The following is a 25,250-nucleotide window of genomic DNA, read 5'->3' as shown; positions in this document are numbered from 1 at the left end:
CTACCTCGCCGACTTTTGGTCCGCTATGCCAACCGCGAAGAGTTAGTCATCCTTTTAGATTCGCTCGCGGAAATGCCGCAGCCAGTTGCGCGACCTAATGACGAACTCAAGGGCATACCGATCCGTTTGGTGACATCAGCCGACCTCGCGGCCGCGCGCGCCTGGCTCGACAACTGGCGGCACATATTGCCCTGTCTGGTCGCGGCGCGCGGGTTGGTCTCGACTTCGCTCCTACGCGCAGTCGAAATTTTCGTGACGATACCGCATACCTTGCTCGAGATTGAGCGCGAGCGCAAAGCGATGGAAGCGGCGCTCGAGCCGCATCGAGGCCGGTCCGTAACGATTTGCGAACTTGGCTACGGTCCCATGGATGGTACCCGTCTCAACGCATGCCGGAGCTGGCGTATGTGACGTGGGAGCACATCAAGCTCGATAACGCGAAGGCGAATCTCGCTACCGAAACGCTGGCCGCTTTATGTGAGTTCGTTGGCTGTCAGGTCTCGGCCGGACCGAAGCACAGTCCGGATGAGCGCCCTTACATCGAGCGGTTCTTTGGCACGATCGCCACTCGGTTGTCCTCGCGCTTGCCGGGCTACACCGGCAGCCATCCTCGCGATTTGCGTCGCGCTTTGTCGGACTCAAAGGGCAATCTGCGCCTGTTCGTGTCCTTCGACGAGCTCGAAGAGTTGGTCGAATACGCGATCGCGAGCTACAACGGCACGCCGCACACAGGACTCAACAACGTCACGCCGCTCGAGGCGATGGAATCGTTCGTCCGTGGCCGACATACGCTCGTGAACTGGTTGCCGGAGCCCCGCCGTCGCACGCTGTGCCTGATGCAGTCGGCGAAGCGTTGTCGTGTCCACGCCTATCTGAATCAGGGTACCCGACCGCATATCAACCTCTACGGTGTGCGTTATTCGAGTTCCGTTCTGGCTTGCAGCACCGGGCTCATCGGTAAGCAGCTGCTCGTCTACCTGAACGTGGATGATTTGCGCAGTGTCCGCGCGTTCCTGCTCGACGGCACCGAATTAGGTGTCCTCGACGCGCAAGGTGCATGGCGCGTCGTGCCGCACAACCTGACCTTGCGACAGGAGATTCGCAAGGCCCAAGGCCGCAAGCGTCTGCGGGCATCACTTGATGCCAGCGGGATCGAGAGGTACATCCGCGCCAAGCTCGATCAGGCCGGGAAAACCCGCCGGGCCGCATCCGATTTGGCGCAAGCGGCTCGCATTCTGGCAGCTGCGCCGATCGTTCGGACGCCGCCGGGACCGGTGTCGACATCGATGTCCACGACGACCGCCGTGGCCTACCCGGCTACCAGTGTAGTGCAGCCCGAAGTCCTAGAGGTGCGGGCGCATCCGCGCGAGCTGAAGATCGGCATCGGTCAGGTAGGGCAGCGGCTATGCGTGGCGGATGAGCGCTGCAGGCAGTGTGACGGTGACCAACCATCCAGTCATGGCCAATAATCAGGAATACGCCATCCTGCACGTTCGTCATGAGGCCGTGAACGATTACACGGAACACAACGCGAAACTGCCGTACCGCAATACATTCTCTCTACTCCCAAAGAAGTTTCCGTATCGTTCGCCCAGAAATACGCCGAAGCCCGTCATTCACGGCACGCAGTCGGCAATCGTGGTCGGCCCAAAGGGCGAAGAAATTCACACGAACGGCAGTGCCGTGAAGGTGCACTTCCTGTGGGATCGGCGCGGCAAGTTGGACGGCTCGGATTCGATGTGGATCCGCGTGTCCCAACCTTGGGCGGGCGACGGGTGGGGGGCGGCCGCCATCCCACGGATCAATCAGGAGGTCTTGGTCGCGTTTAATCAGGGGGACCCCGACAATCCGGTCATTGTGGGCCGCGTCTACAACGGCGAGCAGGGCAATCCTTATCACGGGGCTGCCGGGCAGACGATGGGGATCAAGAGTCAGACGCACAAGGGCGCCGGCTCGAACGAACTGCGGTTCTCAGACGTGAACGGCGCGCAAGAGGTCTTTCTGCACGCGCAGAAAGACATGAACACGGTCATCAAGGATTCGGAAACGCACACGGTCGAAGCCGGCGGGCGCACGGTGTCGCTGCTCAAGGGCAGCGAGACGAAGCAGATCGCGCAGGGCGGACTGAAGGAAACCATCGCGCTGACGCGCGACACCACGGTGAACGTGATCAATACGAAGGCCATCGCGAGCAAGGCCGGGCCCGGCATGCAAAGCCATCAGGCGAGCGACGGCATCGAGCATCGTGTCGGCGATGGCGTCGTGACGATGATGCCGGACAGCATCAAGCTGACCTTCGGTCCGTCAACGATGAACGGCATCTATCTCGACGGGCCGGTCATCCATTTGAATCGCGGCAGTGCGCAATCCGCGGAACAGGCGCTCGCGCTCGAGTGGGCGGCAGAGCAGGTGACGATCGCGAAGGGGCTGGCGAGCCCCGATCCGGCGACGCGCGCGGCGGCGGCCAAGCTGGCGAGCTCGCTGAAGGCGCAGCAACTGGCGAAACTCGCGGATCACGTGTATTACCCGAACGATCCGCCGCCGACCGGGTGGAAGATGGCGACCAACGATCCCCTGATGTAGGCCGGTTCATTAACCACGATCCGATCGGGCTGCTGGGTGGCGACAATTTGTATGCGTATGCTCCCAATCCTACAGGATGGATCGATCCGTGGGGCTGGTTTGGGGAGAAGCCGTTGAACTCTCCGGATGTGACGAAATGGCTTGAAAAAGGTGGTACCGTTCACGTCGAGGTGGAGTCGGGGACGTGGGTATATACCAACGCAAAAGGTACGGTTGTCCGTTATCCAAATGGTTATCCTGATTTCAAGCCGTATGAGGTCAGATCTGTAGACGTTGAGGGGCTGAAAGGAAATCACAGTAGGGCGCCAACAGGAGACTTTGGATTGGCGGATGCAAAGGCAGGAAGCGCTGCCGACTACACGAAAAATACTTGGCACCACCACGAGAACATGGTAACGATGCAGGAAATTCCGAAGGATATTCACAGTGAATTCACCCATAGGGGTGGCGTCTCTAATTTGAAGAATCAATCGTCGTGTTAAGGAGGTAAGGTGCCAGTTCTGTATGGAGCAAAACCTGCACAGCCGCTCCTCGGTAAATTGGAGGCGGAACTCGGATTCGTTCTTCCGACGGATTACAAGGATTTTTTGAAGAAGTGGAACGGCATATTCATTGGTGGCGCCGACTATCTCGATTTTGATTTTCCTGGTGTCGATAATGGAATGATTTCGTTTGCTTCGCTTTTTGGAATCGGAGCGAGTAACGAGAATTTTGATTTAATCGAGCAAAACGAACGTGTCAGAGGTGAGGTCGATTTTCTAAACGATTTCTTTGTGATTGGAGATGATCCGAGCGGTAATTACTACGCGCTGGCGCGACTCGATAACGTTGAAAAGGTCCTGTATTGGGATAGAACGCATCTGCATGCGGATGACACAGCGAAGCCGGATATTGCAGAGGTGTCAGAATGTGGCAACCTCTACAATGTAGCCGATGGATTCTCGGCATTTCTGAATATGATCGTCGCGGGAACAAAACAAATGCAGTTCGTCGCGGTCGACGACTGGCCTGGCTAAAATATAGATGTCATCGTCGCTGAGGTCTCGCACTAGGGCGGTATTTTCAATGATTAAGGGTTGAAGGCGATGAATGACGATTTTGAGCAGGCGCGAACGGCATTGCGATCATTCATGTTGGAAATGAATCAATGGGAAAATGATTTTTATAAGAAAAAACATAGCGCTCTGAAAATTGGTGGCGATGTTTCTGAAATTGATGGCCGCGCACGGAAAGATCTTTCGGCTATTTTAGAGAAATGGGCTTTCCAAGAAAATACAAATCAAGGTCGCTTGATTGACTTGGGTTGTTCGGATCCACCGACATACGATCCTGAAACGGATGTCGAAGATAACGTGGAATCCACCGACGGGGAGGTGGTTTTCACCATCCGTCAGACATTAGGAATGTTGACGATATCCCGATTCACGATGAAGAAAAAGGCAGGTAAATGGATGGTGAAGAAAAAAGAGTTCCTTAATTTTAAGGATAAATGGCAGCGTTCGGTTCTCTAACAACGTCGCTCGCCCCGTTTTTGTGATTAGGTGTTGTCAAGGCCGACGGAATGGGACACCCTTTGGTTCCGTGCAGAAAGGTAAATAGTATCGGTCTGGATGCCGTGGGTTCTGAGAGTAACACGCTGACATTTTTTCTTGAGCCGTGTGAGGCCGGGATGCGCGAGGGGTTGCACCGCGCCATAATCGCTGATGGATTCTCGGTATTTATGGAATTTGGATGTGAGGGCGGTGCGTGAGTAACGTTTACGGTTTGAGGCAGGACGAAGAATTTCAGCCGCTCGTTCAAGTCGATGATGGCGTTGAAATTGCATATGACAAGAGCATAGCTGTACGAGCAACCGCCCTATGCGGCCGTGGGCTTGGTGAAGACTATGACCCCGTTAAGCTTACGTGGGGTACTTCGCGCAGAAAAAAGACGAGCGACGTTCATACGATGCTATCTCCGTTTCTCGTGTTTAGTGACAGGGCGCTTGATGTATTGGCGCCGGTACTTCGTGACAGCGGGGAGATATTGCAGGTCGAGGCCCCGATAAAAGACATGTTCGGATTTCATGTAACCCGAGTGATCGAGAATGCTCTCGATATAGATGCATCCAAATTCAAAGTCTACCCTCAGGCGACGGTTTTTAATAAAATATTTATTCTGAAGAGTCGCATTGAAGGGGCTGATATATTTCGCCTAAAAGAAAGTCCTGCTACAGTATTGGTATCCGAGCGTTTTAGAGGGCTTGTAGAGCAAAATAAATTAAAAGGATTCGATTTCGGAGAGGTCATTTCGCAATCTGAGAAGTAGGATTTCGCAACTCCCGGTGACTGGTCAGAGAATGGCCCGGGTGGCCTCGATTTCACGAGAGTAACGTGTGGGAATCATACATTGGGGGTGGTCGACTTCTAAGCCTCTATGCGCGGGTACGCCAACGAAAGGAATTTAGCGGAGCAGCAACGTTGTCACTCGATCAGTTGAAGCGAATGCGAGAGGCTCTGACCTGCCCCCTTCAATAGAGCCAATGGGCTTCTAGCAAAGTCCCTTTAAACCAACTCCTGGAAAGCGGCAGGAGCATCCGCGGTCGCCCGATGTTTCGCCGCAAACTCTGACGGCGTATGGTAGTTCAGTGCGCTGTGCGGCCTTTGCTCGTTGTAGTCCTGACGCCAGCCGCGATGACAGCCCGAGCGTGCGCGAGCGTCGTGAACTAGTGCTCGTTAAGGCATTCGTCGCGGAACTTGCCGTTGAACGATTCGATGTACGTATTCTGCGTTGGCTTGCCCGCCTGAATCAACTTCAGCGTGACGCCGTTCGCATATGCCCACTGGTCAGCGCGCGGCTCGTGAATTCGGGTCCCTGGTCGGTTCGCACCGCCTTGGGATAGCCACGGAAGCGAGCTGCACGGTCCAATGCCCGAGCGACATACAAGCCAGAGATGCCATGGTCGACGACGATGTCGACAGCCTCTTTCGTGAAGTCGTCGACGACGGTCAGGCACTTCACGCGCCGGCCGTTGGAAAGCGCATCCATCACGAAATCGATTGACCACACCTCGTTGGGCGCGCCCGGCAATGCCAGTTGCTCGCGCTCAATCATGACGCCATGGCGCTTGCGACGGCGCCGCACAGCCAGCCCTGCCTCACGGTACAGGCGATAGATGAGCTTGTGATTGGCGTGCGTGCCTTCGCGCTCCATCAGGGCGTGCAGTCGACGGTAGCCGAATCGACGACGTGCGTGCGCCAACTCCACCAGACGCGCCGCGAGCACCTCATTCTCGTGGTCCGGCTTCGCGTCGTAATGCAGCACGCTGCGAGAAAGCCCGACAAGCCGGCAGGCGCGGCGCTCGGAGATGTTGACCTGCTCCCGAATCGCCGACACTGCTTCGCGTTTGGCTTGCGGGCTCAGGGCTTTCCCTTGACGACGACCTTCAACGCTTCCATATCGAGCATTGCTTCGGCCAGCAGCTTCTTCAGCCGGGCATTCTCCACCTCCAGGTCCTTGAGCCGGCGGGCTTCCGAGACTTCCATGCCGCCGAACTTCGCGCGCCAGATGTAGAACGACGCGTCACTGAACCCGTACTTCCTGCACAGTTCCTTGACCGCCATACCGGCTTCGGCTTCCTTCAGAAACCCGATGATTTGCTGTTCCGTAAAGCGCTTCTTCATGTTCGTCTTCTTCTCCGAAAACGAACTTTACTAGACTCCGGGTGGCCCTGTTTGTTGGGGGCAGGTCAACGTCATGCCGGAATTTTCCACTTCCAAATGGGACAGTCTTGTGGACTCAGGTTAGGGTCGGTTTCAACTCGAACGAAAAAGATTCCAAGTTGGATGCATCTCGACAGTCGATCCCCCGCTTGCTCGTGTGAAATTGTCATGCTAGTTTTTCATGAAATTTCTCTGTAGAATTTTCACGGGAGTCCGCATGTTCGTGCAGTCCGACCGTCACGTCGCAAGCTACTACGCCGGCACCTACCCGGCGCCGATCCCGCATCGGCCGGCGCTGGACGAACGCGTCGACGCCGACGTGCTGGTCGTCGGTGCGGGCTTCAGCGGGCTGCATACGGCGCTGCGGCTCGCGCTTGCCGGCAAGCGCGTCGTCATGCTCGAAGCGAGCCGCGTCGCGTGGGCCGCATCGGGCCGCAACGGCGGACAGGCGCTGCTCGGCTGGTCGTGCGACATGCAGCCGCTCGAGGATGCGCTCGGCCGCGACGGCGCGCGCCTGCTGTGGGACAGCATGCGCTGGGCGGCGGCCGAGGTGCGCGAACTGCCGGCGCGGCACGGTTTCGACATCGATTACCGGCCCGGCAGCCTGTGGGCCGCGGTGCGGCCGCGGCGCGTGGCGATGCTCGCGCAGGCACGCGACGAGGCCGCCGAGCGGCGGGGCTACGACCGGCTGCGCATGATCGGCCGCGACGAGATGCCCGAATGGATCGGCGGCACGCGCTATCTCGCCGCGCTCCACGATCCGGAGGCCGGCCACCTGAACCCGCTGAAGCTCGCGCTTGGCCTCGCGCAGACGATCGAGTGCGCGGGCGGCCGCATCTTCGAGCAGAGCCGCGTGCTCGACTGCCACGAGATGGCCGGCGGCCACGTCGCCCGCACGGCGCGCGGCGAAGTGCGGGCGGACGTGCTGGTGCTCGCCTGCAATGCGTACGTCGACCGGCTCGATCGCGACCTCGCGCGCCGGCTGCTGCCGGTCGGCACGTACCAGATCGCAACGGCGCCGCTCGCGCCCCACGTCGCGCATGCGCTGCTGCCGCGCAACAGCTGCGTGATCGACAACCAGTTCGTGCCCGACTATTTCCGCCTGAGCCCCGACAACCGGCTGCTGTTCGGCGGCGGCTGCACGTATCTCGGCGGCATCCCGGCCGATATCGCGGCGGCGACGCGCCCGCATCTCGAACGCGTGTTTCCGCAACTGGCCGGCGTGTCGCTCGACTACGCGTGGGGCGGTCACATCGACATCAGCATGCGCCGCACGCCGGACATCGGCCGCCGCGGGCAGCGCTTCTGGCTGCAGGGTTTTTCGGGGCACGGCGTGCTGCCGACGCTCGCTGGTGCGCGCGCGGTGGCCGACGCCGTGCTCGGCGACCCACACCTGCTCGCGCAGTACCAGCGCATCCGCAACCCGCGCTTTCCCGGCGGCGACCGGCTGGCCGCGCCGCTGGAGGCGATCGGCAAGGCCTGGTACCGCTTGCGCGATACCGTTTGATTGCACCGGAATCCATCATGAACGAACAGGAAGAGATAGAAAGTCTGGCGATCCTGATCCGCGACCTGCGCAAGCATCGCAAGGTCACGCTGAGCGATCTCGCCGAGCGGATCGGCCGCTCGGTCGGCTTTCTGTCGCAGGTCGAGCGCGGGCTGTCGCGTCCGACGGTCGCGGATCTCACCGCGATCGGCGAAGCGCTCGGCGTGCCGACCACGTATTTCTACAGCCTGAGCAAGCCGCGCAGCGTGCCGTGGGTCACGCGGCCCGACGAACGCCGTACCGTGCATTACGCGGCCGGCATTACCGACATTCTCGTGTCGCCGAACATGCGTTCGCGCTTCTCGATCCTCGAAAGCCATCTTGGGCCAGGCGCGAGCAGCGGCGATCGCCCGGTCGACGACAGCGACGAGCAGGGCGGCTTCGTGCTCGAAGGAGAACTGACGATCTGGATCGACGGCGACGACACGCCTGTCACGCTCGGCCCGAACGATGCATTTCAGCTTCCCGCGCACAAGCGCTTCCGGTATGCGAACCTGACCGACGCGCCGACGCGCGTGATCTGGGTATTCACGTGAGTTGAGCGCTCGACGGGGCGGGCGGCGTCGCCAGCCGTCGCGCCGTGCGCCCTTTTTGCAGTACTGATCGACATGCGGCGTGCGTTGCGCCGTGCGCCACATGAATCCGGTTCGCCGCGTTGCGGCACCGCTCTACAAGACATGGAAAGGATGAGACATGGCTGACGTCGTTCCCGCGCTGGTCAGTGAAGTCCGCGCATTCCGGCAGGCGCACCCCGAGATCCGTTATGTCGACCTGATCTGCCTCGACCTGCCCGGGCATTTCTACGGCAAGCGCTATCCGATCGATGCGCTCGAAAAAGTCGCGTCCGGCTCGCTGCTGAAGCTGCCGCAGAACTGCGTGCTGCTCGGCACGCAGGGCGGCCTCTACAAGATCGGCGATTACTGTTTCAACGACGGCGATCCCGACGCGCCGCGCCGCCTGATTCCCGGCACGCTGAAGCCCGTGCGCTGGGAGCGGCAGCCGCTCGCGCAGATGCTGATCAGCTCCGACGGCACCGATTCGCCGATCGAATTCGAGCCGCGGGAGGTGCTCGCGCGCGTGCTGCGTCGGTTCGCGGCACGCGGCATCCGGCCGGTCGTCGCATTCGAGCTCGAGTTCTACCTGTTCGCCGCGCAGCTCGAAGACGGGATGCCGCAGTATCCGCGCGACCGCCTGAGCGACGACCGCGACGACCAGCCCAACATGCATATCGAGCGCCTGTCGCGCTTCTCCGACGTGCTGCACGAGATGGTCGACGCCGCGTGCGAACAGGGCGTCGATGCGACGGTGATCACCGCCGAGCTCGGGCCAGGCCAGTTCGAGATCAACTTCGGGCATACCGATGACGCGCTGCGCGCGGCCGACTGGTCGGCGCTGTTCTGCCGCAGCACACGCGGCGTCGCGTTGCGGCATGGCTATCGTGCGAGCTTCATGGGCAAGCCGTATCTGCATGCACCGGGCAGCGGGATGCACGTGCACGTGAGCCTGTATGACGACGCGGGGCGCAACGTGCTTGCCGCGGACGGGCAGCGGCCGCTGCGGCACGCGGTGGCCGGCTGTCTCGCGTTGCTGCCGCATTGCATGCCGGTGTTCGCGCCGAATCACAATGCGTTTCGCCGTTACGGGTCGATGGTGAATGCCGCGAGCCGCGCGAGTTGGGGCTTCGAGGATCGCGACGCGTGCATCCGGATTCCGGAATCGGATGCACGCAACCTGCGGATCGAGCACCGGCTCGCGAGCGCGGATGCAAACCCGTACCTGGTGCTGGCGGCGATCCTGAGCGGGATGGAGCACGGACTCGACGCGCGGCTCGAGCCGATTGCGCCGCTCAACGACGATCGCGGCAGCGGCATCGATTTTCCGAAGGAGATGCTGTCGGCGGTCGCGGCGATGCAGGATCATCCGGCCGTGCGCGAAGGACTCGGCAGCGAATTCGTGATGGTGTATTGCGAGAACAAGCGGCAGGAGGAAGTGGATTTTCGCAACGAGATCGGCGCGCGGGAGTATCGATGGTTTCTGTGACGGCCGTGTGCGTCGAAGCAGCCGGCTAGGGAAGTGCGCGCCAGTAGCGCACTTCCTCGATCGACATACCGTCGATCTCGAACGTCTTGATGTCGCGTTCGGCGACGAAACCTTCGCGTTCGTAGAACGCCCGTGCCCGACAGTTTCTGACCAGCACCCACAGCGACACCCACGCATGACCCGTGTCGTGCAGCGCTCGGCATGCATGGTCGACCAGCAACGCGCCGATACCTTGCCCGCAATGCGACGGATGCAGATAAATCGCTTCGATTTCGCCCCAGGCGCGATCCTTGTCGGTGTCGCGCGTCGGACCATATGCGATCCAGCCGGCCGGTGCGTGGTTCGTGAACGCGAGCGCGACGCGCGGCCGTCCTGCGTCGAGTGCCTGGCGCCACGCGGCCGTGCGCTTTTCGACCGACAGGCCGGCGAGGAACGGCGCCGGCATGATGTCCGTGTAAGTGGCTTGCCACGACGCGACGTGGATGTCAGCGATGGCCGATGCATCGGCGACGGTGGCCGTGCGGATGTCGATCGTCGCCGTGTTCGGTGTCATGCGTGCTCCGTGATCGGTTGCCGTCTGCCGCGTGGCTGCCCGCCGGATTCATGCCGCTGGATCGAGACTGCCGTCGATGGCGAAACGGTAGTGGATGTCCACGCGCGATGCGTCGCCCGGGGCATCGGTTTTCTTCAACACGAACTCGAACGCGGGTTCGAACCAGCCGTCGCGCGCGATTTCTCCGCCGAGGATCTCGACGCCGTACCAGCCGTTGTCGATTTCAATGACGGGCCGGCCCGGTTCGCGATAGCGCGCAAGCAACGCATTCACCGTGTCGTCGGTGAAACGTTCGAGAATGCGCCACGTGTAGAGCATCACCGCACGATGCTCGACGCGCAATACGTAACCGCCGCGCCGATGCTGCAGGCGACTGCCCGCTTTCAGCAATTCGGGCGGGTCGTCGTCCAGCGTGAAGATGATCGTATATGGATGATTCTCGATGCCGGCCAGCGGAATGACGATGCCTTCCAGCACCGCGTGGTCGCCGCTGTCGCCGGTCGTGAACGCCGACGCGACGTCGTCCGGCAGCCCGTGTTCGTCCTTGTAGCGCTTCAGCAGCAGAAGATCGCCGACGAGAAAGTAGTCGATCAGATCGTTGAGGACTTCGGAGAATTCATGCCGCATCGTCGTTCCTTTCGAGCGGTGTGCCGTGCCGCGACATGCTTCGCGGCGCGGCACGCGTAGCGACCTTACTCCCCGAGCTTCGACGTCACGCACCCGGTGCTCGAGCATTCGCGCTCACGCTCGCGCAGGAACGACAGCCGCGACTGCGTCATGTCGTTCGCGCACTGGATATCGACGAGATAGCTGCTGCCGCGCGTCTCGCTGCACTGCGCGTCGCGTTGTTTCAGCCACGCGAGCTGGCCGGCCTTCAGCGTTGCCTGCTGGTCGCCGCTCAGTTGCTTGCGCAGCCGGCCGTATTCGTCGTTGAGATCGCGGTCGGATTGCGAGAACTGCGTGCTCGTGCAATACACCTGGTCGAACGCGCTGCGCGGCTTCCCGCAGCCGGCCGCGTGCGCGGCGAACGGAACGGCAAGCGCGAGCAATGCACAGGATGCGAGCAGATTCTTCTTCATGGTGAGTCTCCTGACTGGGTGAAAACCGGTGGATCCGACGGGCGATACCGTCGTTTATCTGGGTGTCGTACACGCGTCGATGCCGCCCGCGATCGCGGCGGACAGGCGCTGGATCGTCTCGCGCCGCGCGAGCCGCGCTTCTTCGTCCGGATTGACGATCACGCCGGCCTCGACGAGCACGGCCGGAATCGGCGCGGTGCGCAGCACGACGAGATCGTCGAAGCGATGGATGCCGAGTGGCGGGTCGATCAGCGGACGGTTCTCGCCCTTGATCGGCTGCGCGTGATACAGCGACGGCCGTTCGCCGGCCGCCACCAGCCGTTCGGCGATCGCCTTCGCGCAACGCAGGCTTTCCGCATAGTGCGGATTGCGTTCCGACACGAACACCGAGAAGCCACGGAATTCGCGCTGCCGGCCCGCGTCGATGAACTGCTGCTGCATCGAGTCGTGATGGATCGACACGAACAGGTTCGCATCGGGCGCCTGTGTCGAGCGCTGTTCGAGCTTGATCTCGCGGCCGTCGGCCGACGTGCGCAGCACGCGGTCGCCGTGCGCGGCGAGTTGGGCCGCGACCGCGCCGGACAGGTCGAGGTTGTACAGATATTCGACGCGGCCGCTCGCGCCGGTGGAGCCCGGGTGCGCTGGCGTATGGCCGGTGTCGACGACGATGTAGCGCCCGCTCGCGGGTTCCGTAACGGAAGCGCCGGCAGCACCGCGAATATCGGCGGTGTCGGCCGCGTGCAGCGCCAGCGGTGCGCCTAGCAGCGGGGCGCACGCGAGCACGCGCGCGGCGGCGCGCACGAGCGGGTGAAGGCGTCGGAAGGTTCGGTTCGTCATTGTTGTTGTCGAGAAGGGCGTGCGGCGCGTCGAACGGCGCGCCACCGTCGGCCTGCTCAATGCAGTCGGAATGTCGCGCGATTATAGCCGGTGGCGGCGACGCCGCAATGACGAACGGCGGTCGTCAGGCCAGCACGCGCCGGGCCGCCAGCATGCCCCAGTACGACGCTTCCTCGAACAGCGACAGCCCGGAGAGGTCGGCATGCGCGAACACGACGGGGCCGTCGGCATCGCGCAGCGCGAGCAGCCCCGGCCGGCTCAGGAAGCCGACGTCGGGCGTGGCCATCGCATGGCCGCGCACGGTGATCTCGAGCGCACTCGCGTGCTTCCACAGCTCGCGGCCGTACACGGCCTGCAGGTCGGTTGCCGCCTGCTCGCGCAACGCGTCGGGCTTCGCCTGCGCGAGCCAGCGGCGCGTGTCGTCCGGCGTTTGCGTGCTCAATGCCTGATAGGCGGAGAACACGGAGCGCGTCGGCGGCGACATCCGGATCAACTGGTGCGTCGACACGACATAGCCGAGACCCGCGCCGTCGTAGACGACGTTGTCCCACGCGAGCGGCACGCCGGCTTCCTCGGCCGGCATGCCGTCGAGCAGGAAGTTGGACACGAGCCACGGTGCGCGCGGCGGCAGGTCGCGCGCGGGTTCGAAGCCGTACGCGGCAAGCTGCGGAAACACGCGCGCCGCGACGAACAGCGGCATCGCGCATACGACCCGGCGGGCCTTGAGCGTGAACGTCGACAGCGCGCCGTCGTGGCCGACGCGGGCGCACAGCACGTCGACGCCGCCCGCGCGTTCGGTCGCGCGCACCGCGAAGCCGTCCCGCGACCATGCGTTCGAGCCGGTGCGCGCGGCGATCGAATCGCTCAGCTTCGTCACCATCGTGTGCAGCCCGTCGGGCCAGGTCAGCACCGCGCCGTCGCCCGCATCGCCCGCATGGCCGCCGCGCGAAGAGAAATAGTGCAGGCCGGCCCACGCGGACACGTGCTCGTATCCGGCGCCGTAATCGTCGCGGCAGCAGTAGTTCAGATACCAGTGCAGCGCCTTCGCGGTGTAGCCCTCGTCGCGCAGCCACTGGCGAAACGAGCGCCGGTCGAGTGCGCGCCAGCGCGGGTCGCGCGACGATTCCGCGATCGGGATGCAGAACACCTTGCGGCCGTCGGCGCCGCGCGCGGTGCGCAGCCCGTCCGTGTACGCGAAGAAGCGCGCCTGCTGCGCGAGTGCGTCGGCGTCGAGGCCGGCAGTCGGCACGATGCCGTCCTGCCACTGCCCGCCGATGAACAGCCGTTCGTCGGGGGCATGGACGAGGGCCCGCTCGTCGTACACGGGCCGCGCGGAGAACGGCGCGGATTCGATCACGCCGAGATCGGCGAGCATGTCGCGCAGATGCGCGGATTCGAGCGACGGCAGCGGCAGATAGTGCGCGCCCTTCGGATAGCCGATCCCGCCGAAGCGGCCGCCGGCCGCGTTGCCGCCGAATTCGGGGCCGGCGAGCACCGTGAAGCGCTTGTATCCCGCGCGCGCGAGCTGCCATGCGCACGACAGCCCGGCCGCGCCGGCGCCGAGGATCGCGACATCCGTCTCGATCGTGGCGGACGGCGGCGGCAGCGTGGCATGGTCGCGCAACGCGTGGCCTTCGCGCATGCCGGGATAGCCGACCTGCGGCGTCGTCTCGATCCAGCCGCTGCGCCCGCAGGCAGCGAGCGACGCGGCAGCCGACGCGACGAGGAACGTGCGACGGTCCATCAGCGCAGCACGTGCTTCCAGTCGTCGTCGAAGCGGCGCACGAGCGGCTGGTCGTTGAGTTCGTTCGGCGACATCGGCAGCGCCGGCATGTCGGCCGGAAAGTGGAACATCTCGGCGGCCGTTTGTGCATCGAGCCAGCGCGTCGGCACCGAGTAGTGCGTCGGCACCGTGAAATCGCGGCGCTTGCCGGCGATCACGAAGCCCCAGTCGCCGAACGACGGCACGTAGCAGTGGTACGGCCACGTGTTGAGCCCGGCTTCGCGCAGCGTCGCGATGATGGTCCAGTACGCGTGCGGCGCGAAATACGGCGACGTCGACTGGATCACCGTGTAGCCGTTCTCCGACAGGTGCCGCGCCAGCAGCCGGAATACGGGCACCGAATACAGGCGGCCGAGCCCGAAGTTGGTCGGATCGGGGAAGTCGACGACGATCGCGTCGTACACGTCGGCATTCGATTCGAGCCAGCGCACCGCGTCGTCGTTGATCACCTGCACGCGCGGGTCCTTCAGCGCGCCCTGGTTCAGCTTGACGAGTGGTGCCGACGTCGAGAACAGCTTCGTCATCGCCGGATCGAGATCGACGAGCGTGATCCGTTCGAGATGGCGATGCTTGAGCAGTTCGCGCACCGCGAGGCCGTCGCCGCCGCCCAGCACGAGCACGCGCTTCGCCCACGGCAGCGCTTCGATGGCCGGATGGATCAGCGCTTCGTGATAGCGGTGCTCGTCGCGCGACGAGAATTGCAGGTTGCCGTTCAGGTACAGCCGCATGTCGTCGTGCCACTGCGTGAGCACGATGCGCTGGTACGGCGTCGTTTCCGAATAAATCGTCTCGTCGCCGTACACGCCGTGTTCGGCCCAATGCGTGATGCGCTCCGACAGCACGAACCCGGCGATCAGCAGCCCGATCACGAGCGACGCGCGCATCAGCTTGCCGCGCACGTTGCGGATTTCGTCGCGGAACAGGTGCGTCGTCCACAATGCGACGAAGGCGTTCAGGAGACCGAACAGGAAACTCGTACGCAGCAGGCCGAGACGCGGCGCGAGCACGAGCGGGAAGATCAGCGACACGGCGAGCGAGCCGAGATAGTCGAAGGTCAGCACCTCGCTGACGGTATGGCGGAACGCCTGGCGCCGCTGCTGGAACGCGCGCATGACGAGCGGGATTTCCATTCCGATCAGCAGGCCGAGCGCGAGCACCAGTGCGTAAAGCGCCGCGCGAAACGGCGCGGCGAGCCAGGCGAACACGACGAACAGCAGCGCGGCCGATACGCCGCCGAGCAGGCCGACGAGCAGTTCGATGTCGACGAAGCGGTCGAGCACGTCGTCGTCCTCGACGAACTTCGCGAGCCACGAGCCGATCCCCATCGCGAACAGGTAGCAGCCGATCACCGACGAGAACTGCAGGATCGAATCGCCGAGCAGGTAGCTCGACAGCGCGCTGCTGATCAGTTCGTAGCCGAGCCCGCACGACGCGAGCACGAGAATCGACAGGACGAGCGCACGCTTATGCAGCATCGCGCATCCGTTGTGCAGTGTTCGGCAATCTGGATATACTGGCGCGGATTTTCGTCTGGCGGCCCCGCGCGGGCCGACCGGCGACGGGGCGGCGAACCGAGCACAAAATCCGAGGAAAAGAATGAATAGTGCCTATCTTTATGCGGTTCATTTACTGTCGGCGTTCGTGCTGCTGCTGGTGTTCGCGGCAGTGTACCTGAAGGTCACCCCGTTCGACGAACTCGCGCTGATCCGCGACGGCAACGCGGCCGCGACGCTGTCGTTCGGCGGCGCGCTGATCGGTTTCTGCCTGACGCTCGCGTCCAGCATCGCGCACAATTCCACGCTCGGCGAAGTCGTGATCTGGGCCGTCGGCGCGATGATCGTGCAACTGATCACCTACGCGGTGCTGACGCGCGTGATGCCCGGCATGAATCATGCGATCGAGGATCGCAACGTCGCGATGGGCGGCCTGATGGGCACCGCGTCGCTCGTCGTCGGCATCATCAATGCCGCCTGCCTGACCTGACGCGCCACGCGTTTCGAGGAGACCGACATGAGTCTGGGTTCATTCATCCGCAAGCAGTTCATCGACGTCCTGCAATGGACGGAAGACACCGACGGCGTGCTGGCCTGGCGCTATCCGATGGAAGACCAGGAAATCCAGTACGGCGGCAAGCTGACCGTGCGCGAAACGCAGGTCGCGATCTTCGTCAACGAAGGCAAGGTCGCCGACGTGTTCCAGCCGGGCCTCTATACGCTGGAAACGCGCACGCTGCCGGTGCTCACGAACCTGAAGAACTGGGACAAATTCTTTCAGTCGCCTTTCAAGTCGGACGTCTACTTTTTCAGCACGCGGCTGCAGCTGGGCCGGCGCTGGGGTACCGCGCAACCGGTGACGATCCGCGATCGCGAATTCGGCTTCGTGCAACTGCGCGCGTTCGGCATCTACTCGTACCGGATCGTCGATGCGGCCGCGTTCCATCGCGAGGTCAGCGGCACGCGCGCGGCGTATACGGTCGACGATCTCGAGCAGCAACTGCGCAACCTGGTCGTCACCGCGATGAGCACGACGTTCGGCTCGGCCGACGTGCCGTTCGTCGACATGGCCGCGAACCAGTCGCTGCTGTCGCAGCGCGTCGCCGACGCGCTGGTGCCGGTGTTCACGCGCTACGGGCTTGCGCTCGACGCGTTCGCGGTCGAGAGCGTGTCGCTGCCGGCCGAGCTGCAAAAGGCGCTCGACTTGCGGATCGGAGCGGGGATGGCCGGCGATCTCGCGCGCGCCACCCAATACCAGACCGCGCAGGCGATTCCGCTCGCCGCGCAAAACCCGGGCGGCATCGCCGGGGTCGGCGCGGGGCTCGCCGCCGGGGCGGCGATCGGGCAGGCGATGGCCGGCCAGATTGCCGGCGCCGCGCAACCGGCGCAGGCTGCGCCGCCGGCGCCCGTTGCGGCACCGGTGGCTGCGGCAGCGACCGAGGGCACCGATTACGTGCAGCGGCTCGAGCAGTTGAAGGCGCTGCTCGACAAGGGCCTCGTGACCGAAGACGACTATTCGCGCGCGAAGGCCGAGATCCTCGCGAAGCTCACGCGGTAAGCGTCACGCATGTTCCGTACCTCGTGCCCCCAATGCGGCGCGCCGGTCGAGTTTCGCTCGGCGGCGGCGGTGATGGCCGTTTGCGGGTTCTGCCGCAGCACGTTGCTCAAGCGCGGCGCCGACGTCGAGCGCATCGGCGAATTGGCCACGGTGCTCGACGATGCCTCGCCGATCCAGATCGGCACGGCCGGGCGCTACGGCAACCGCGCGTTCACGGTGCTCGGCCGCATCCAGATGACGTACGACGCCGGTGCGTGGAGCGAATGGTACGTCGTGTTCGACGACGGCGCGTTCGGCTGGCTGTCGGATGCGTCGGGCCAGTACGCGATCACGGTGCGCGAACCCGACGATGCGGCAGGCGGCACATGGCCCGCATTCGGCACGCTCGACCCGGGTATGCGGATCGACCACGGCGGCCGCGCGTATCTGGTATCCGACGTGCGTACCGCGCGCTGCACGGGCGGCGACGGCGAGTTGCCGTTCCGTGTCGATGCCGGCTGGGAGGCGCGCGTCGTCGACCTGCGCACCGGCAATGCCTTCGCGACCTACGACTATTCCGACGCCGAGTCGAACGGCGGCATCCCGGCCGTCTATTCGGGCGAGGCGCTGGAATTCGATGCGCTCGCGTTCACGGGATTGCGCGATACCGAAAACGATACGCGCGAGAAACGCGGCGCCGAGATGGTGCCGTTTGCGTGCCCGAGCTGCGGTGCGCCGCTTGCCTATGCGCCGAACGTGGCCGACTACGTCGTGTGCGGCAGTTGCCATGCGGGCGTGCAGTGCACGGCCGAGCAGCAAACCGTGTTCGCGGCGCAGCGCAAGCTCGAATCGGTGAAGGGCGCGCTCGAACTCGGCGCGATCGGCACGTTCGACGGCGTGAAGTACACGGTGATCGGCATGATGCGCTGTCGCGTGCCGGACGATGCCGAGACCTGGGACGAATACCTGCTGCTGAACCCGAAGCGCGGCTTCCTGTGGCTCGTGCAAAGCGAAGGGCGCTGGGAGCGCGTGCAGGTGCTCGACCACTGGCCGACGATCGGCAGCGAATCCAGCGTGACCGATGGCGGCAAGACCTACCGTTTGCGCGAGGAATACGAATCGGAGGTCGTCTACGTGGTCGGGGCATTCAACTGGCGCGTGCAAGCGGGCGACCGCACGTCGATCGTCGATTACGGCTGGCAGAAGGACAAGCTCACGCGCGAGCGCAGTGCCGCGGAGATCGTCTGGTCGCGTGCGCGGCCGCTGTCGGGCAGCGCGCTCGCCGAGCGTTTCGGCACGCCGGCGCTGGCAACGGCCACCGCGGCTGCCGCGGGCGCCAGCGGCGCCACCGGATCGATGGGCCTGTTCGGCAGGAAGGGGCCGCACAGTTTCGCGCCGCTGCCGTTCATGTTCAGCGCGTTGCTCGTGATCTTCAATCTGGGCTCGCTGTTCTCGTTCACCGGACGCTCCGTCTACGTGCTGGTCGGCCTGCTGGTGCTGTGGCTGCCGGAATGGCTGTGGGCGCGCTTTGCGTCGGACGGGGGCAACGCGTGATCCGCTACATCCTCTATGGCATCTACGGGCTGATCGTCGTCACGCTGTTCAGTTGCGCGTCGCTCGGCGGCGGCGGTTCGGGCGGCGGCGGGTGGGGCAGTTCGTCGGCGCGCAGCGGCTACTCGTCGTACGGGTCGCACAAATGACCGCGCGCGACGGGATCGCGCCGCCGTGCGCGACACTCGGCTCGCACGTGCTGGCGGACCTGGCCGGCATCGACGCGGCGCTGCTGCGCGACGCCGCGCGGCTCGAAGCGATCCTCACCGACGCGGCGCAACGGGCCGGCGCGCGCGTGATCGGCGCGCACTTCCATCACTTCGGCGGCGAGCATGGCGTGACGGGCGTCGTGCTGCTGGCGGAGTCGCACATCACGATCCATACGTGGCCCGAGCATCGCTTCGCGGCCGTCGACGCGTTCATGTGCGGCGCGGCGCGCGCGGCCGATGCGGTCGATGCGATCGCCACGGCGCTCGGCACGCACGCGCAGGTTCGGCAGCAGGTGGCGCGCGGCGGCATGCCGGCTTGAATACGCATTTCGCACCTGGGTCGTCAACGCGGCAGCGATGTTGCGCCGCGAAGCGGGCGCGGAAACGTTCGTGACGCGCTAGCGTTCGAACCGGGACGTCGACAACGACAGGCCGATCACGGCCAACGTGAGCGCAACGCGAATGCCGAACATGGGCATCTCCTCATCGGGGAGCGAGCGACTGTCACGCAGCCGTCATTTGCCGTGGCGGCGCGCGGATCGTTTAGAGAGCGTTCGACCCCGCACGCCGTGCGTCAATGTGCGTCTCAGCGATTGATTTCGTTCGCCGAGATCAGCTCGGCCACCAGCACTTGTGCGGGCCCTTGCAGGTAGTACTCGCTCTCGAGCGGCTCGCGCAGCTTCATGAACGTTTCCGTGCCGACCTGCATCGTTTCGCCCGCATGCATCCGCGCGCCGCTGTCCAGCAGGTAGTGCATCACGTTGTTGAAGATGCCGGAATAGCGTTCGCCTTCGTGATGGCCCGCCGCGAGCGCGGCGAAATCGGGCAGGCCGAACACGTCGGCGCCGTAGGTGCGCATCCACACGCCTTCGACGCCTTCGACCTCGTATTTCACGAAGCCGCAGAAGAACAGGTTCAGCGGGATGTCGCGCAGCACGTCGAGGCTTTCTTCGCCGAGTTCCTTCGCGTTGAAGACGCCGGCCGGCAACGACGTGTGCGCGTGCTCGTTCAGCACCGCGACGCCGTTCTGTTCGGCCAGCGCGCCGGCGACGGCCGCCAGCGCGACATACTGGTCGAGCGGATTCGCTTCATGTCCGGCGTAGTAGAGGATCACGTGGCTGCGGCTCGCGCGTACCTGCTGCTTCAGGTCCTGCCCGTAGTGGGCGGGCGCGACGCAGGTTTCCAGCGCGTCGGACGGATAGGGCGCATCGAAGCCGACCAGCCGGACGACGTGGTTGCCCCAGCCGGCGAGCCCGAATATCTGCTCCAGCGTCGGCTCGGTTTCGACGCGTGCCTGCTTCATGCTCGGGTGGTACGCGCGCAACGCAGCCGTCAGTGCGGCGATGTCGACCTGCAGCGGACCGTCGAAGACGACCGCCACGCTCAGCGGATTCTCGACGTCGGGTGCCGCGACCAGCGCGACGGGGTTTTCGGGCGTTTCCTTGCGGCCAAAGAATCGGGATATCAGGCTCATCGGATTATGTTTGTGTCGATGCCGTTACAGGGAGCGTGCCCTGTTCTCTCGGTCAGGGCATGCCGTCGGGATGACGGTGGCCCGTAGTTTCCCCGGCTTCGGCGAATCTGGCAAATATCCGATGGCGCGAGCGCCGGCGCATGCCGATCAGCGCGGCAGCGCTTCCGCCTCGGCCCAGCGCTTGAACGAATCGAGACGCCGGCGCGTCTGCACGAGATAGAACGCGCCGATCAGCGGTTCGAGCAGCCAGCGCAGCCAGGACGGCTGCGCACGGAAGTGGTACGTGAACTTCACCTCGGTCGACCCGGGCGTGCGCTCGGTGAAGTTCCAGCTGCCGCTGAAGCGTTCGAGCACTTTCGGCCCTTCGACCATTTCGACGGCGGCGACCTGCGGCGGACGGTACGAGATGTAGCGCGACACCATCGTCGCGCCCGACTGGCTGCGGCAGAACGCGTCCACGCCGACATCGGCGGTCGTTCCGTCGAGCAGATAGGCATCGATGAGAAAACTGTCCCACACGAGTCGCCGGCCGTAATCCTGCGACCACGTGAACAGGCGTCTGCGATCGACGCCGACGGTCCGGCTGACTGAGATCCTCATGAGGGCGGGTGCCAGGGTTCGGATTGGGATGCAGTCGAGTGTACCGCGCCAATAACCTGTGTTTCGTCAGACTTCGTCAAGTCGAGCGTGCGCTCGAATGGGATCGATTGACGCACCTCGGGAATTCCCCTAGGATTTGTCTCAACCCTTCGGGACAGACCCGGAGCGTTTCAATCTCTTGAGGGAGCCTCATGAGCACGCAACAGAACCGGCGCTTCGACGCGCTCGTTTTCATTGGTCGTTTCCAGCCTCCGCATCGTGGTCACCTGAACGTGCTGAAGTCGGCGCTGAGCCGGGCCGAGCGCGTGTGCGTGCTGATCGGATCGACCGACAAGCCCCGCACCATCAAGGATCCGTTCTCGTTCGACGAGCGCCGCCAGATGCTGGCCTCGCTGCTCGACGCGTCCGAGCGCGACCGCGTGACGATCGCCCCGCTGCAGGATTCGACCTACAACGACGGCGACTGGGTGCGCTGGGTGCAGGATGCGGTGGCCGGCGCGCTCGGCGACGTCGCGCAGCGCAAGGTCGGGCTGATCGGCCACGAGAAGGACGCCACGTCGTATTACCTGCGGATGTTCCCGCAATGGGAGCTCGTCGACGTCGACGCGACGGAAGACATTTCCGCTACCGAGATCCGCGACCAGTATTTCGCCGAACGGACCAACAGCTTCGTGCAGTGGGCCGTGCCGGAACCCGTGTTCGGCTGGCTCGAGCGGTTCCGCACGCAGCCGGAATTCGCGCAACTGAAGTCGGAAGCCGAATTCATCGCCGCGTATCGCAAGGCCTGGGCGGCCGCGCCGTATCCCGTCACGTTCGTGACGGTCGACGCGGTGGTCGTGCACTCGGGGCATATCCTGCTCGTGCGCCGCCGCAGCGAACCGGGCCGCGGCCTGTGGGCGCTGCCGGGTGGTTTCGTGAACCAGGACGAACGGCTCGATGCGGCGTGCATTCGCGAGCTGCGCGAGGAAACTGGCCTCAAGCTGCCGGAGCCCGTGCTGCGCGGCTCGATCAAGGATCGCCAGGTGTTCGATCACCCGACGCGTTCGCTGCGCGGCCGCACGATCACGCACGCGTGCCTGTTCAACTTCCCGACCGGCGAGTTGCCGCGCGTGAAGGGCAGCGACGACGCCGACAAGGCGCGCTGGGTTCCGCTCAACGAATTCGCGCAGATGCGCAACGTGATGTTCGAGGATCACTTCGACATCGCGTATCACTTCCTGGGGAAGCTGTGACGCGCTGATTCCCCGCATTCGGTCCGCCGCGACAGACGCGGCGGCACTTCAACGGCCTAGAGGAGCTCTAGCCATGCAAAACGATCCCGGCGGCTTTGCCGCGGTTCTCGCCAATCCGGTTCTCAACACGGATTCGTACAAGGCTTCCCACTTCCTGCAATATCCGCCGGACGCATCGGCGATGTTCTCGTACGTCGAATCGCGCGGCGGCCGCTACGACCGCACGCTGTTCTTCGGGCTGCAGATGCTGCTGAAGGAGTACCTGTGCAAGCCGGTCACGCACGCGATGATCGACGACGCGCGCGACTTCTTCACCGTGCACGGCGAGCCGTTCAACGAAGCCGGATGGCGTCATATCGTCGAGCACTACGACGGCTATCTGCCGGTGAAGATCCGCGCGGTGCCGGAAGGTTCGATCGTGCCGGTGCACAACGTGCTCATGACGATCGAATGCGACGATCCTCAGGTGTTCTGGCTCGCGTCGTATCTCGAGACGATGCTGTTGCGCATCTGGTATCCGGTGACGGTGGCGACCCGCAGCTGGCACTTGCGGCAAACGATTCGTCGCTTCCTCGACAGGACCGACGACGATCTCGCGCAACTGCCGTTCAAGCTGCACGACTTCGGTGCGCGCGGTGTGTCGAGCGCGGAATCGGCCGCGATCGGCGGCGCCGCGCACCTGGTGAGTTTCATGGGTTCGGACACGGTGCTCGGCGTGCTGGCCGCGAACCGCTTCTATCGCGAGCCGATGGCCGCCTACTCGGTGCCGGCGGCCGAGCACAGCACGATCACGTCGTGGGGGCGCGAAGGCGAGGCCGATGCGTATCGCAACATGATCAGCCGCTTCGGTTTGCCTGGCGCGATCGTATCGGTCGTGTCGGACTCCTACGATCTGTTCGCCGCGCTCGATCTGTGGGGCGGCGAACTTCGGCAGGCGGTGATCGATTCGGGCGCGACGCTCGTCGTGCGTCCCGATTCCGGCGACCCGGTGACGATCGTGCTGCAAACGGTGCGGGCGCTCGACGCATCGTTCGGGTCGACCGTGAACGGCAAGGGGCGGCGCGTGCTGAACCATGTGCGCGTGATCCAGGGCGACGGCGTCGACGAGCAGTCGATCGAAGCGATCCTCGCCGCGCTCGACGATGCGGGCTACGCGGCCGGCAACGTGGTGTTCGGCATGGGCGGTGCGTTGTTGCAGCGCGTGAACCGCGATACGCAGCGCTTCGCGATGAAGTGTTCGGCGATCCGGCGCGGCGGCGTGTGGCACGACGTCCGCAAGGATCCGGTGACCGATCAGGGCAAGCGCTCGAAGCAGGGGCGGCTCACGTTGCTGCGCAATTGGCGCACCGGCGAGTATCGGACGGTGACGCTGCCCGTTGCGTGGGACGATCGTGCGCTCGAAGGCGAATGGGACGAGGCGCTCGAGACGGTGTTCGACACCGGGCGTCTGCTCGTCGATACGTCGTTCGCGGAGGTCAGGGCGAGGGCGCACGCGGGGGAGGTGTGACGCAGGCGGTGGGGCAACCCGCCGCGGCACGGCCGGCGCGCGTCACCTGCCGGCCGGTATACGGCCGCCGGCATCCGCCGGCGCGCCGTCGCGCTCCGCTCCCCGCGCCGCATCCATCGCTCGCGCGAGCGCATCGAACACGGCGGGCCCCTTGCAGCGCGACACGTTGAAGCGCAGGTACGACGTCGCGCTGCGCGACGCGCTGAACACGTCGCCGGGGGCGAGCACCACGTCGTGGTCGAGCGCATGACGCGCGACGCGCGCCGCGTCGAGCCCGTCCGGCAATTGCGCCCATACGAACAACCCGCCGCGCGGCTCCGTCCAGATCCCGAGCCCGGCCCGCGCGAGGCGCCGGATCGTCTCGCCCATCGCATCCGCAAGACGCGCGCGCAGGCCGTCGAGATGGCGCCGGTACGTGCCGTCGATCAGCAGCCGATGCACGACGTTCGCGCCGATCTGCGCATTGCCGAACGACGTCGCGAGCTTCAGGTCGACGAGCGCGTCGATCCATTCCGGCCGCGCGGCGACATAGCCGCACCGGATCGCGGCCGACAGCGTCTTCGAGAAGCTGCCGATCGACACGACGCGCGACAGCCCGTCGAATGCCGCGAGGCGCGGCGCGGGCGTGCTTTCGAAATCCGCGAAGATGTCGTCCTCGACGATCAGCAGGCCGTGCTCGGCCGCGAGCGTCAGCAGCCGGTGCGCGACGGGCGGCGCGAGCGTCGCGCCTGTCGGGTTGTGCAGCGCGGCGTTGGTGATGTACAGGCGCGGTCGATGCTCGGCAAGGACTTGCTCGAAGCGCACGAGACCGGGGCCGTTCGGCGTGAACGGCACGCTGACGATCCGGGCGCGGTGCGCGCGCAGCAGCGCCTGGAAGTTGAAGTAGCACGGATCGTCGAGCACGACTGTATCGCCGGGCTCCAGCAGCAGGCGGCACACGAGGTCGAGCGCATGCGTGCCGCCGTCGGTCAGCATGATCTGCGCGGGCTCCGCGTGGACGCCGTGCTGCGCGAGCCGCCACGCGAGCTGCTGGCGCAGCGCCGGCAGGCCGAGCGGCGTCGCGTAGTCGGTCAGCGCGTCGGGTTCGTCGCGCGACACGGCGCGCAGCGCGCGGCGCAGGCTTTCGTCGGGCAGCCACGACGACGGCAACCATCCGCAGCCGGGCTTCACCGACGTCGGCGCCGCTTCGAGCGACTGGCGCGACAACCACAGCGGATCGAGCTCGCGATCGAGGCGCGGGCCCAGCTCGGCGAGCGCGAGCGGCGGCGCGTGGCCCGACACGTAGAAGCCCGAACCGCGCCGGGCGACGAGCACGCCTTCGCTCGCGAGCCGCTCGTACGCATCGACGACGGTCGATTTCGATACGCCGAGCGCGTCGGCCATCATCCGGATCGACGGCACACGCGCACCGGGCATCAGCGCGCGGCTCGCGATCCGCGCGTGGAGGGTGTCCATGACGGTTTCCACGCGCGTGCGCGACGGGGCGGGCGGAGCGGGCATCGGGGCGGAAGGGCTCATGACGAAC

At 64.6% G+C, this 25,250-nt stretch carries 22 protein-coding genes and 4 pseudogenes; 16 read left to right on the top strand and 10 right to left on the bottom strand.

What is annotated here, in order from left to right:
• Positions 1 to 294: 294 nt before the first annotated feature.
• The 6 genes and pseudogenes from CFB89_RS25405 to CFB89_RS25380 form a co-directional block, all read left to right on the top strand.
• A pseudogene (locus CFB89_RS25405) lies at positions 295 to 1,469 on the top strand (integrase); the annotation flags it as partial.
• Positions 1,396 to 2,574, top strand: a pseudogene (locus CFB89_RS25400) (type VI secretion system Vgr family protein); the annotation flags it as partial. The pseudogenes CFB89_RS25405 and CFB89_RS25400, both read left to right, overlap by 74 nt.
• A pseudogene (locus CFB89_RS35690) lies at positions 2,574 to 3,065 on the top strand (HNH endonuclease); the annotation flags it as partial. The pseudogenes CFB89_RS25400 and CFB89_RS35690, both read left to right, overlap by 1 nt.
• Before the next feature lie 9 nt (positions 3,066 to 3,074).
• Positions 3,075 to 3,599, top strand: coding sequence for an SMI1/KNR4 family protein (locus CFB89_RS25390; protein ID WP_089470261.1), 525 nt, complete (start codon positions 3,075 to 3,077; stop codon positions 3,597 to 3,599).
• Positions 3,600 to 3,668: 69 nt separating this feature from the next.
• Positions 3,669 to 4,094 carry an NTF2 fold immunity protein gene (locus CFB89_RS25385; RefSeq protein WP_089470260.1) on the top strand — a complete coding sequence of 142 codons (426 nt, stop codon included), beginning with the start codon at positions 3,669 to 3,671 and terminating at the stop codon, positions 4,092 to 4,094.
• A gap of 235 nt (positions 4,095 to 4,329) precedes the next feature.
• Positions 4,330 to 4,890, top strand: a complete 561-nt coding sequence (locus tag CFB89_RS25380; RefSeq protein WP_089470259.1) for an imm11 family protein — start codon at positions 4,330 to 4,332, stop codon at positions 4,888 to 4,890.
• A 236-nt stretch (positions 4,891 to 5,126) separates the two neighbouring features.
• Here CFB89_RS25380 and CFB89_RS25375 read toward each other — a convergent pair.
• A pseudogene (locus CFB89_RS25375) lies at positions 5,127 to 6,245 on the bottom strand (IS3 family transposase).
• Positions 6,246 to 6,501: 256 nt separating this feature from the next.
• Between CFB89_RS25375 and CFB89_RS25370 the strand changes: the two are divergent.
• The 3 genes from CFB89_RS25370 to CFB89_RS25360 all read left to right on the top strand — a co-directional run bounded on the left by CFB89_RS25370 (position 6,502) and on the right by CFB89_RS25360 (position 9,870).
• Positions 6,502 to 7,791, top strand: coding sequence for an FAD-binding oxidoreductase (locus CFB89_RS25370; protein ID WP_089470258.1), 1,290 nt, complete (start codon positions 6,502 to 6,504; stop codon positions 7,789 to 7,791).
• A gap of 17 nt (positions 7,792 to 7,808) precedes the next feature.
• On the top strand, positions 7,809 to 8,366 hold the full coding sequence (locus CFB89_RS25365) for a helix-turn-helix domain-containing protein (RefSeq protein WP_089470257.1): 558 nt from the start codon (positions 7,809 to 7,811) through the stop codon (positions 8,364 to 8,366).
• A gap of 157 nt (positions 8,367 to 8,523) precedes the next feature.
• Positions 8,524 to 9,870, top strand: a complete 1,347-nt coding sequence (locus CFB89_RS25360; protein WP_089470256.1) for a glutamine synthetase family protein — start codon at positions 8,524 to 8,526, stop codon at positions 9,868 to 9,870.
• 25 nt (positions 9,871 to 9,895) lie between these two features.
• On the opposite strand, the gene CFB89_RS25355 is transcribed toward CFB89_RS25360, so the two are convergent.
• The 6 genes from CFB89_RS25355 to CFB89_RS25330 all read right to left on the bottom strand — a co-directional run bounded on the left by CFB89_RS25355 (position 9,896) and on the right by CFB89_RS25330 (position 15,597).
• A complete protein-coding gene (locus CFB89_RS25355) occupies positions 9,896 to 10,423 on the bottom strand; it encodes a GNAT family N-acetyltransferase (RefSeq protein WP_089470255.1) in 528 nt (175 codons plus the stop codon).
• A 48-nt stretch (positions 10,424 to 10,471) separates the two neighbouring features.
• Positions 10,472 to 11,050, bottom strand: a complete 579-nt coding sequence (locus CFB89_RS25350) for a hypothetical protein (protein WP_089470621.1) — start codon at positions 11,048 to 11,050, stop codon at positions 10,472 to 10,474.
• Between the two features lie 65 nt (positions 11,051 to 11,115).
• Complete coding sequence (locus CFB89_RS25345) at positions 11,116 to 11,502, bottom strand: lysozyme inhibitor LprI family protein (RefSeq protein ID WP_089470254.1); 387 nt, start codon at positions 11,500 to 11,502, stop codon at positions 11,116 to 11,118.
• Positions 11,503 to 11,556: 54 nt separating this feature from the next.
• The gene (locus CFB89_RS25340) at positions 11,557 to 12,339 is read right to left on the bottom strand and encodes an N-acetylmuramoyl-L-alanine amidase (protein ID WP_089470253.1); all 783 of its coding nucleotides are present in this window, start codon (positions 12,337 to 12,339) and stop codon (positions 11,557 to 11,559) included.
• Between the two features lie 124 nt (positions 12,340 to 12,463).
• Positions 12,464 to 14,083 (bottom strand): NAD(P)/FAD-dependent oxidoreductase, encoded by a 1,620-nt coding sequence (locus CFB89_RS25335; protein WP_089470252.1) that lies wholly within the window; start codon positions 14,081 to 14,083, stop codon positions 12,464 to 12,466.
• Complete coding sequence (locus tag CFB89_RS25330) at positions 14,083 to 15,597, bottom strand: polyamine aminopropyltransferase (protein WP_089470251.1); 1,515 nt, start codon at positions 15,595 to 15,597, stop codon at positions 14,083 to 14,085. Before CFB89_RS25330 ends, CFB89_RS25335 begins: the two co-directional genes overlap by 1 nt.
• Positions 15,598 to 15,718: 121 nt before the next feature.
• Between CFB89_RS25330 and CFB89_RS25325 the strand changes: the two genes are divergently transcribed.
• Genes CFB89_RS25325 through speD form a run of 5 tightly spaced genes read left to right on the top strand, consistent with a single transcriptional unit; the run spans position 15,719 to position 19,232 of the window.
• On the top strand, positions 15,719 to 16,105 hold the full coding sequence (locus CFB89_RS25325; RefSeq protein ID WP_006480820.1) for a DUF350 domain-containing protein: 387 nt from the start codon (positions 15,719 to 15,721) through the stop codon (positions 16,103 to 16,105).
• Positions 16,106 to 16,132: 27 nt separating this feature from the next.
• A complete protein-coding gene (locus tag CFB89_RS25320; protein ID WP_089470250.1) occupies positions 16,133 to 17,173 on the top strand; it encodes an SPFH domain-containing protein in 1,041 nt (346 codons plus the stop codon).
• A 9-nt stretch (positions 17,174 to 17,182) separates the two neighbouring features.
• Positions 17,183 to 18,706, top strand: coding sequence for a DUF4178 domain-containing protein (locus CFB89_RS25315; RefSeq protein WP_089470249.1), 1,524 nt, complete (start codon positions 17,183 to 17,185; stop codon positions 18,704 to 18,706).
• Positions 18,703 to 18,852, top strand: a complete 150-nt coding sequence (locus CFB89_RS35070; RefSeq protein ID WP_179233498.1) for a hypothetical protein — start codon at positions 18,703 to 18,705, stop codon at positions 18,850 to 18,852. Before CFB89_RS25315 ends, CFB89_RS35070 begins: the two co-directional genes overlap by 4 nt.
• A complete protein-coding gene (gene speD, locus CFB89_RS25310; protein ID WP_089470248.1) occupies positions 18,849 to 19,232 on the top strand; it encodes an adenosylmethionine decarboxylase in 384 nt (127 codons plus the stop codon). The genes CFB89_RS35070 and speD overlap by 4 nt, the downstream gene beginning before the upstream one ends.
• Positions 19,233 to 19,498: 266 nt before the next feature.
• Here the strand turns inward: speD and CFB89_RS25305 are convergent, their stop codons facing one another.
• Together CFB89_RS25305 and CFB89_RS25300 are read right to left on the bottom strand one after the other, a co-directional pair.
• Positions 19,499 to 20,386 carry a DUF4261 domain-containing protein gene (locus tag CFB89_RS25305; protein ID WP_089470247.1) on the bottom strand — a complete coding sequence of 296 codons (888 nt, stop codon included), beginning with the start codon at positions 20,384 to 20,386 and terminating at the stop codon, positions 19,499 to 19,501.
• Between the two features lie 147 nt (positions 20,387 to 20,533).
• Complete coding sequence (locus CFB89_RS25300; RefSeq protein ID WP_089470246.1) at positions 20,534 to 20,986, bottom strand: type II toxin-antitoxin system RatA family toxin; 453 nt, start codon at positions 20,984 to 20,986, stop codon at positions 20,534 to 20,536.
• A gap of 191 nt (positions 20,987 to 21,177) precedes the next feature.
• Between CFB89_RS25300 and CFB89_RS25295 the strand changes: the two genes are divergently transcribed.
• A complete protein-coding gene (locus tag CFB89_RS25295; RefSeq protein WP_069617299.1) occupies positions 21,178 to 22,218 on the top strand; it encodes a bifunctional nicotinamide-nucleotide adenylyltransferase/Nudix hydroxylase in 1,041 nt (346 codons plus the stop codon).
• A gap of 73 nt (positions 22,219 to 22,291) precedes the next feature.
• The gene (locus tag CFB89_RS25290) at positions 22,292 to 23,725 is read left to right on the top strand and encodes a nicotinate phosphoribosyltransferase (RefSeq protein WP_089470245.1); all 1,434 of its coding nucleotides are present in this window, start codon (positions 22,292 to 22,294) and stop codon (positions 23,723 to 23,725) included.
• 42 nt (positions 23,726 to 23,767) lie between these two features.
• Here CFB89_RS25290 and CFB89_RS25285 read toward each other — a convergent pair whose 3' ends face one another.
• Complete coding sequence (locus CFB89_RS25285; RefSeq protein WP_089470244.1) at positions 23,768 to 25,243, bottom strand: PLP-dependent aminotransferase family protein; 1,476 nt, start codon at positions 25,241 to 25,243, stop codon at positions 23,768 to 23,770.
• Positions 25,244 to 25,250: the final 7 nt, after the last annotated feature.

The sequence above is a fragment of the Burkholderia sp. AU16741 genome, assembly GCF_002223345.1.
Taxonomy (GTDB): Bacteria; Pseudomonadota; Gammaproteobacteria; order Burkholderiales; family Burkholderiaceae; genus Burkholderia; species Burkholderia sola.
The sequence above is the reverse complement of the archived record's forward strand: the minus strand, read 5'-3'. Positions and strand labels throughout refer to the sequence as shown.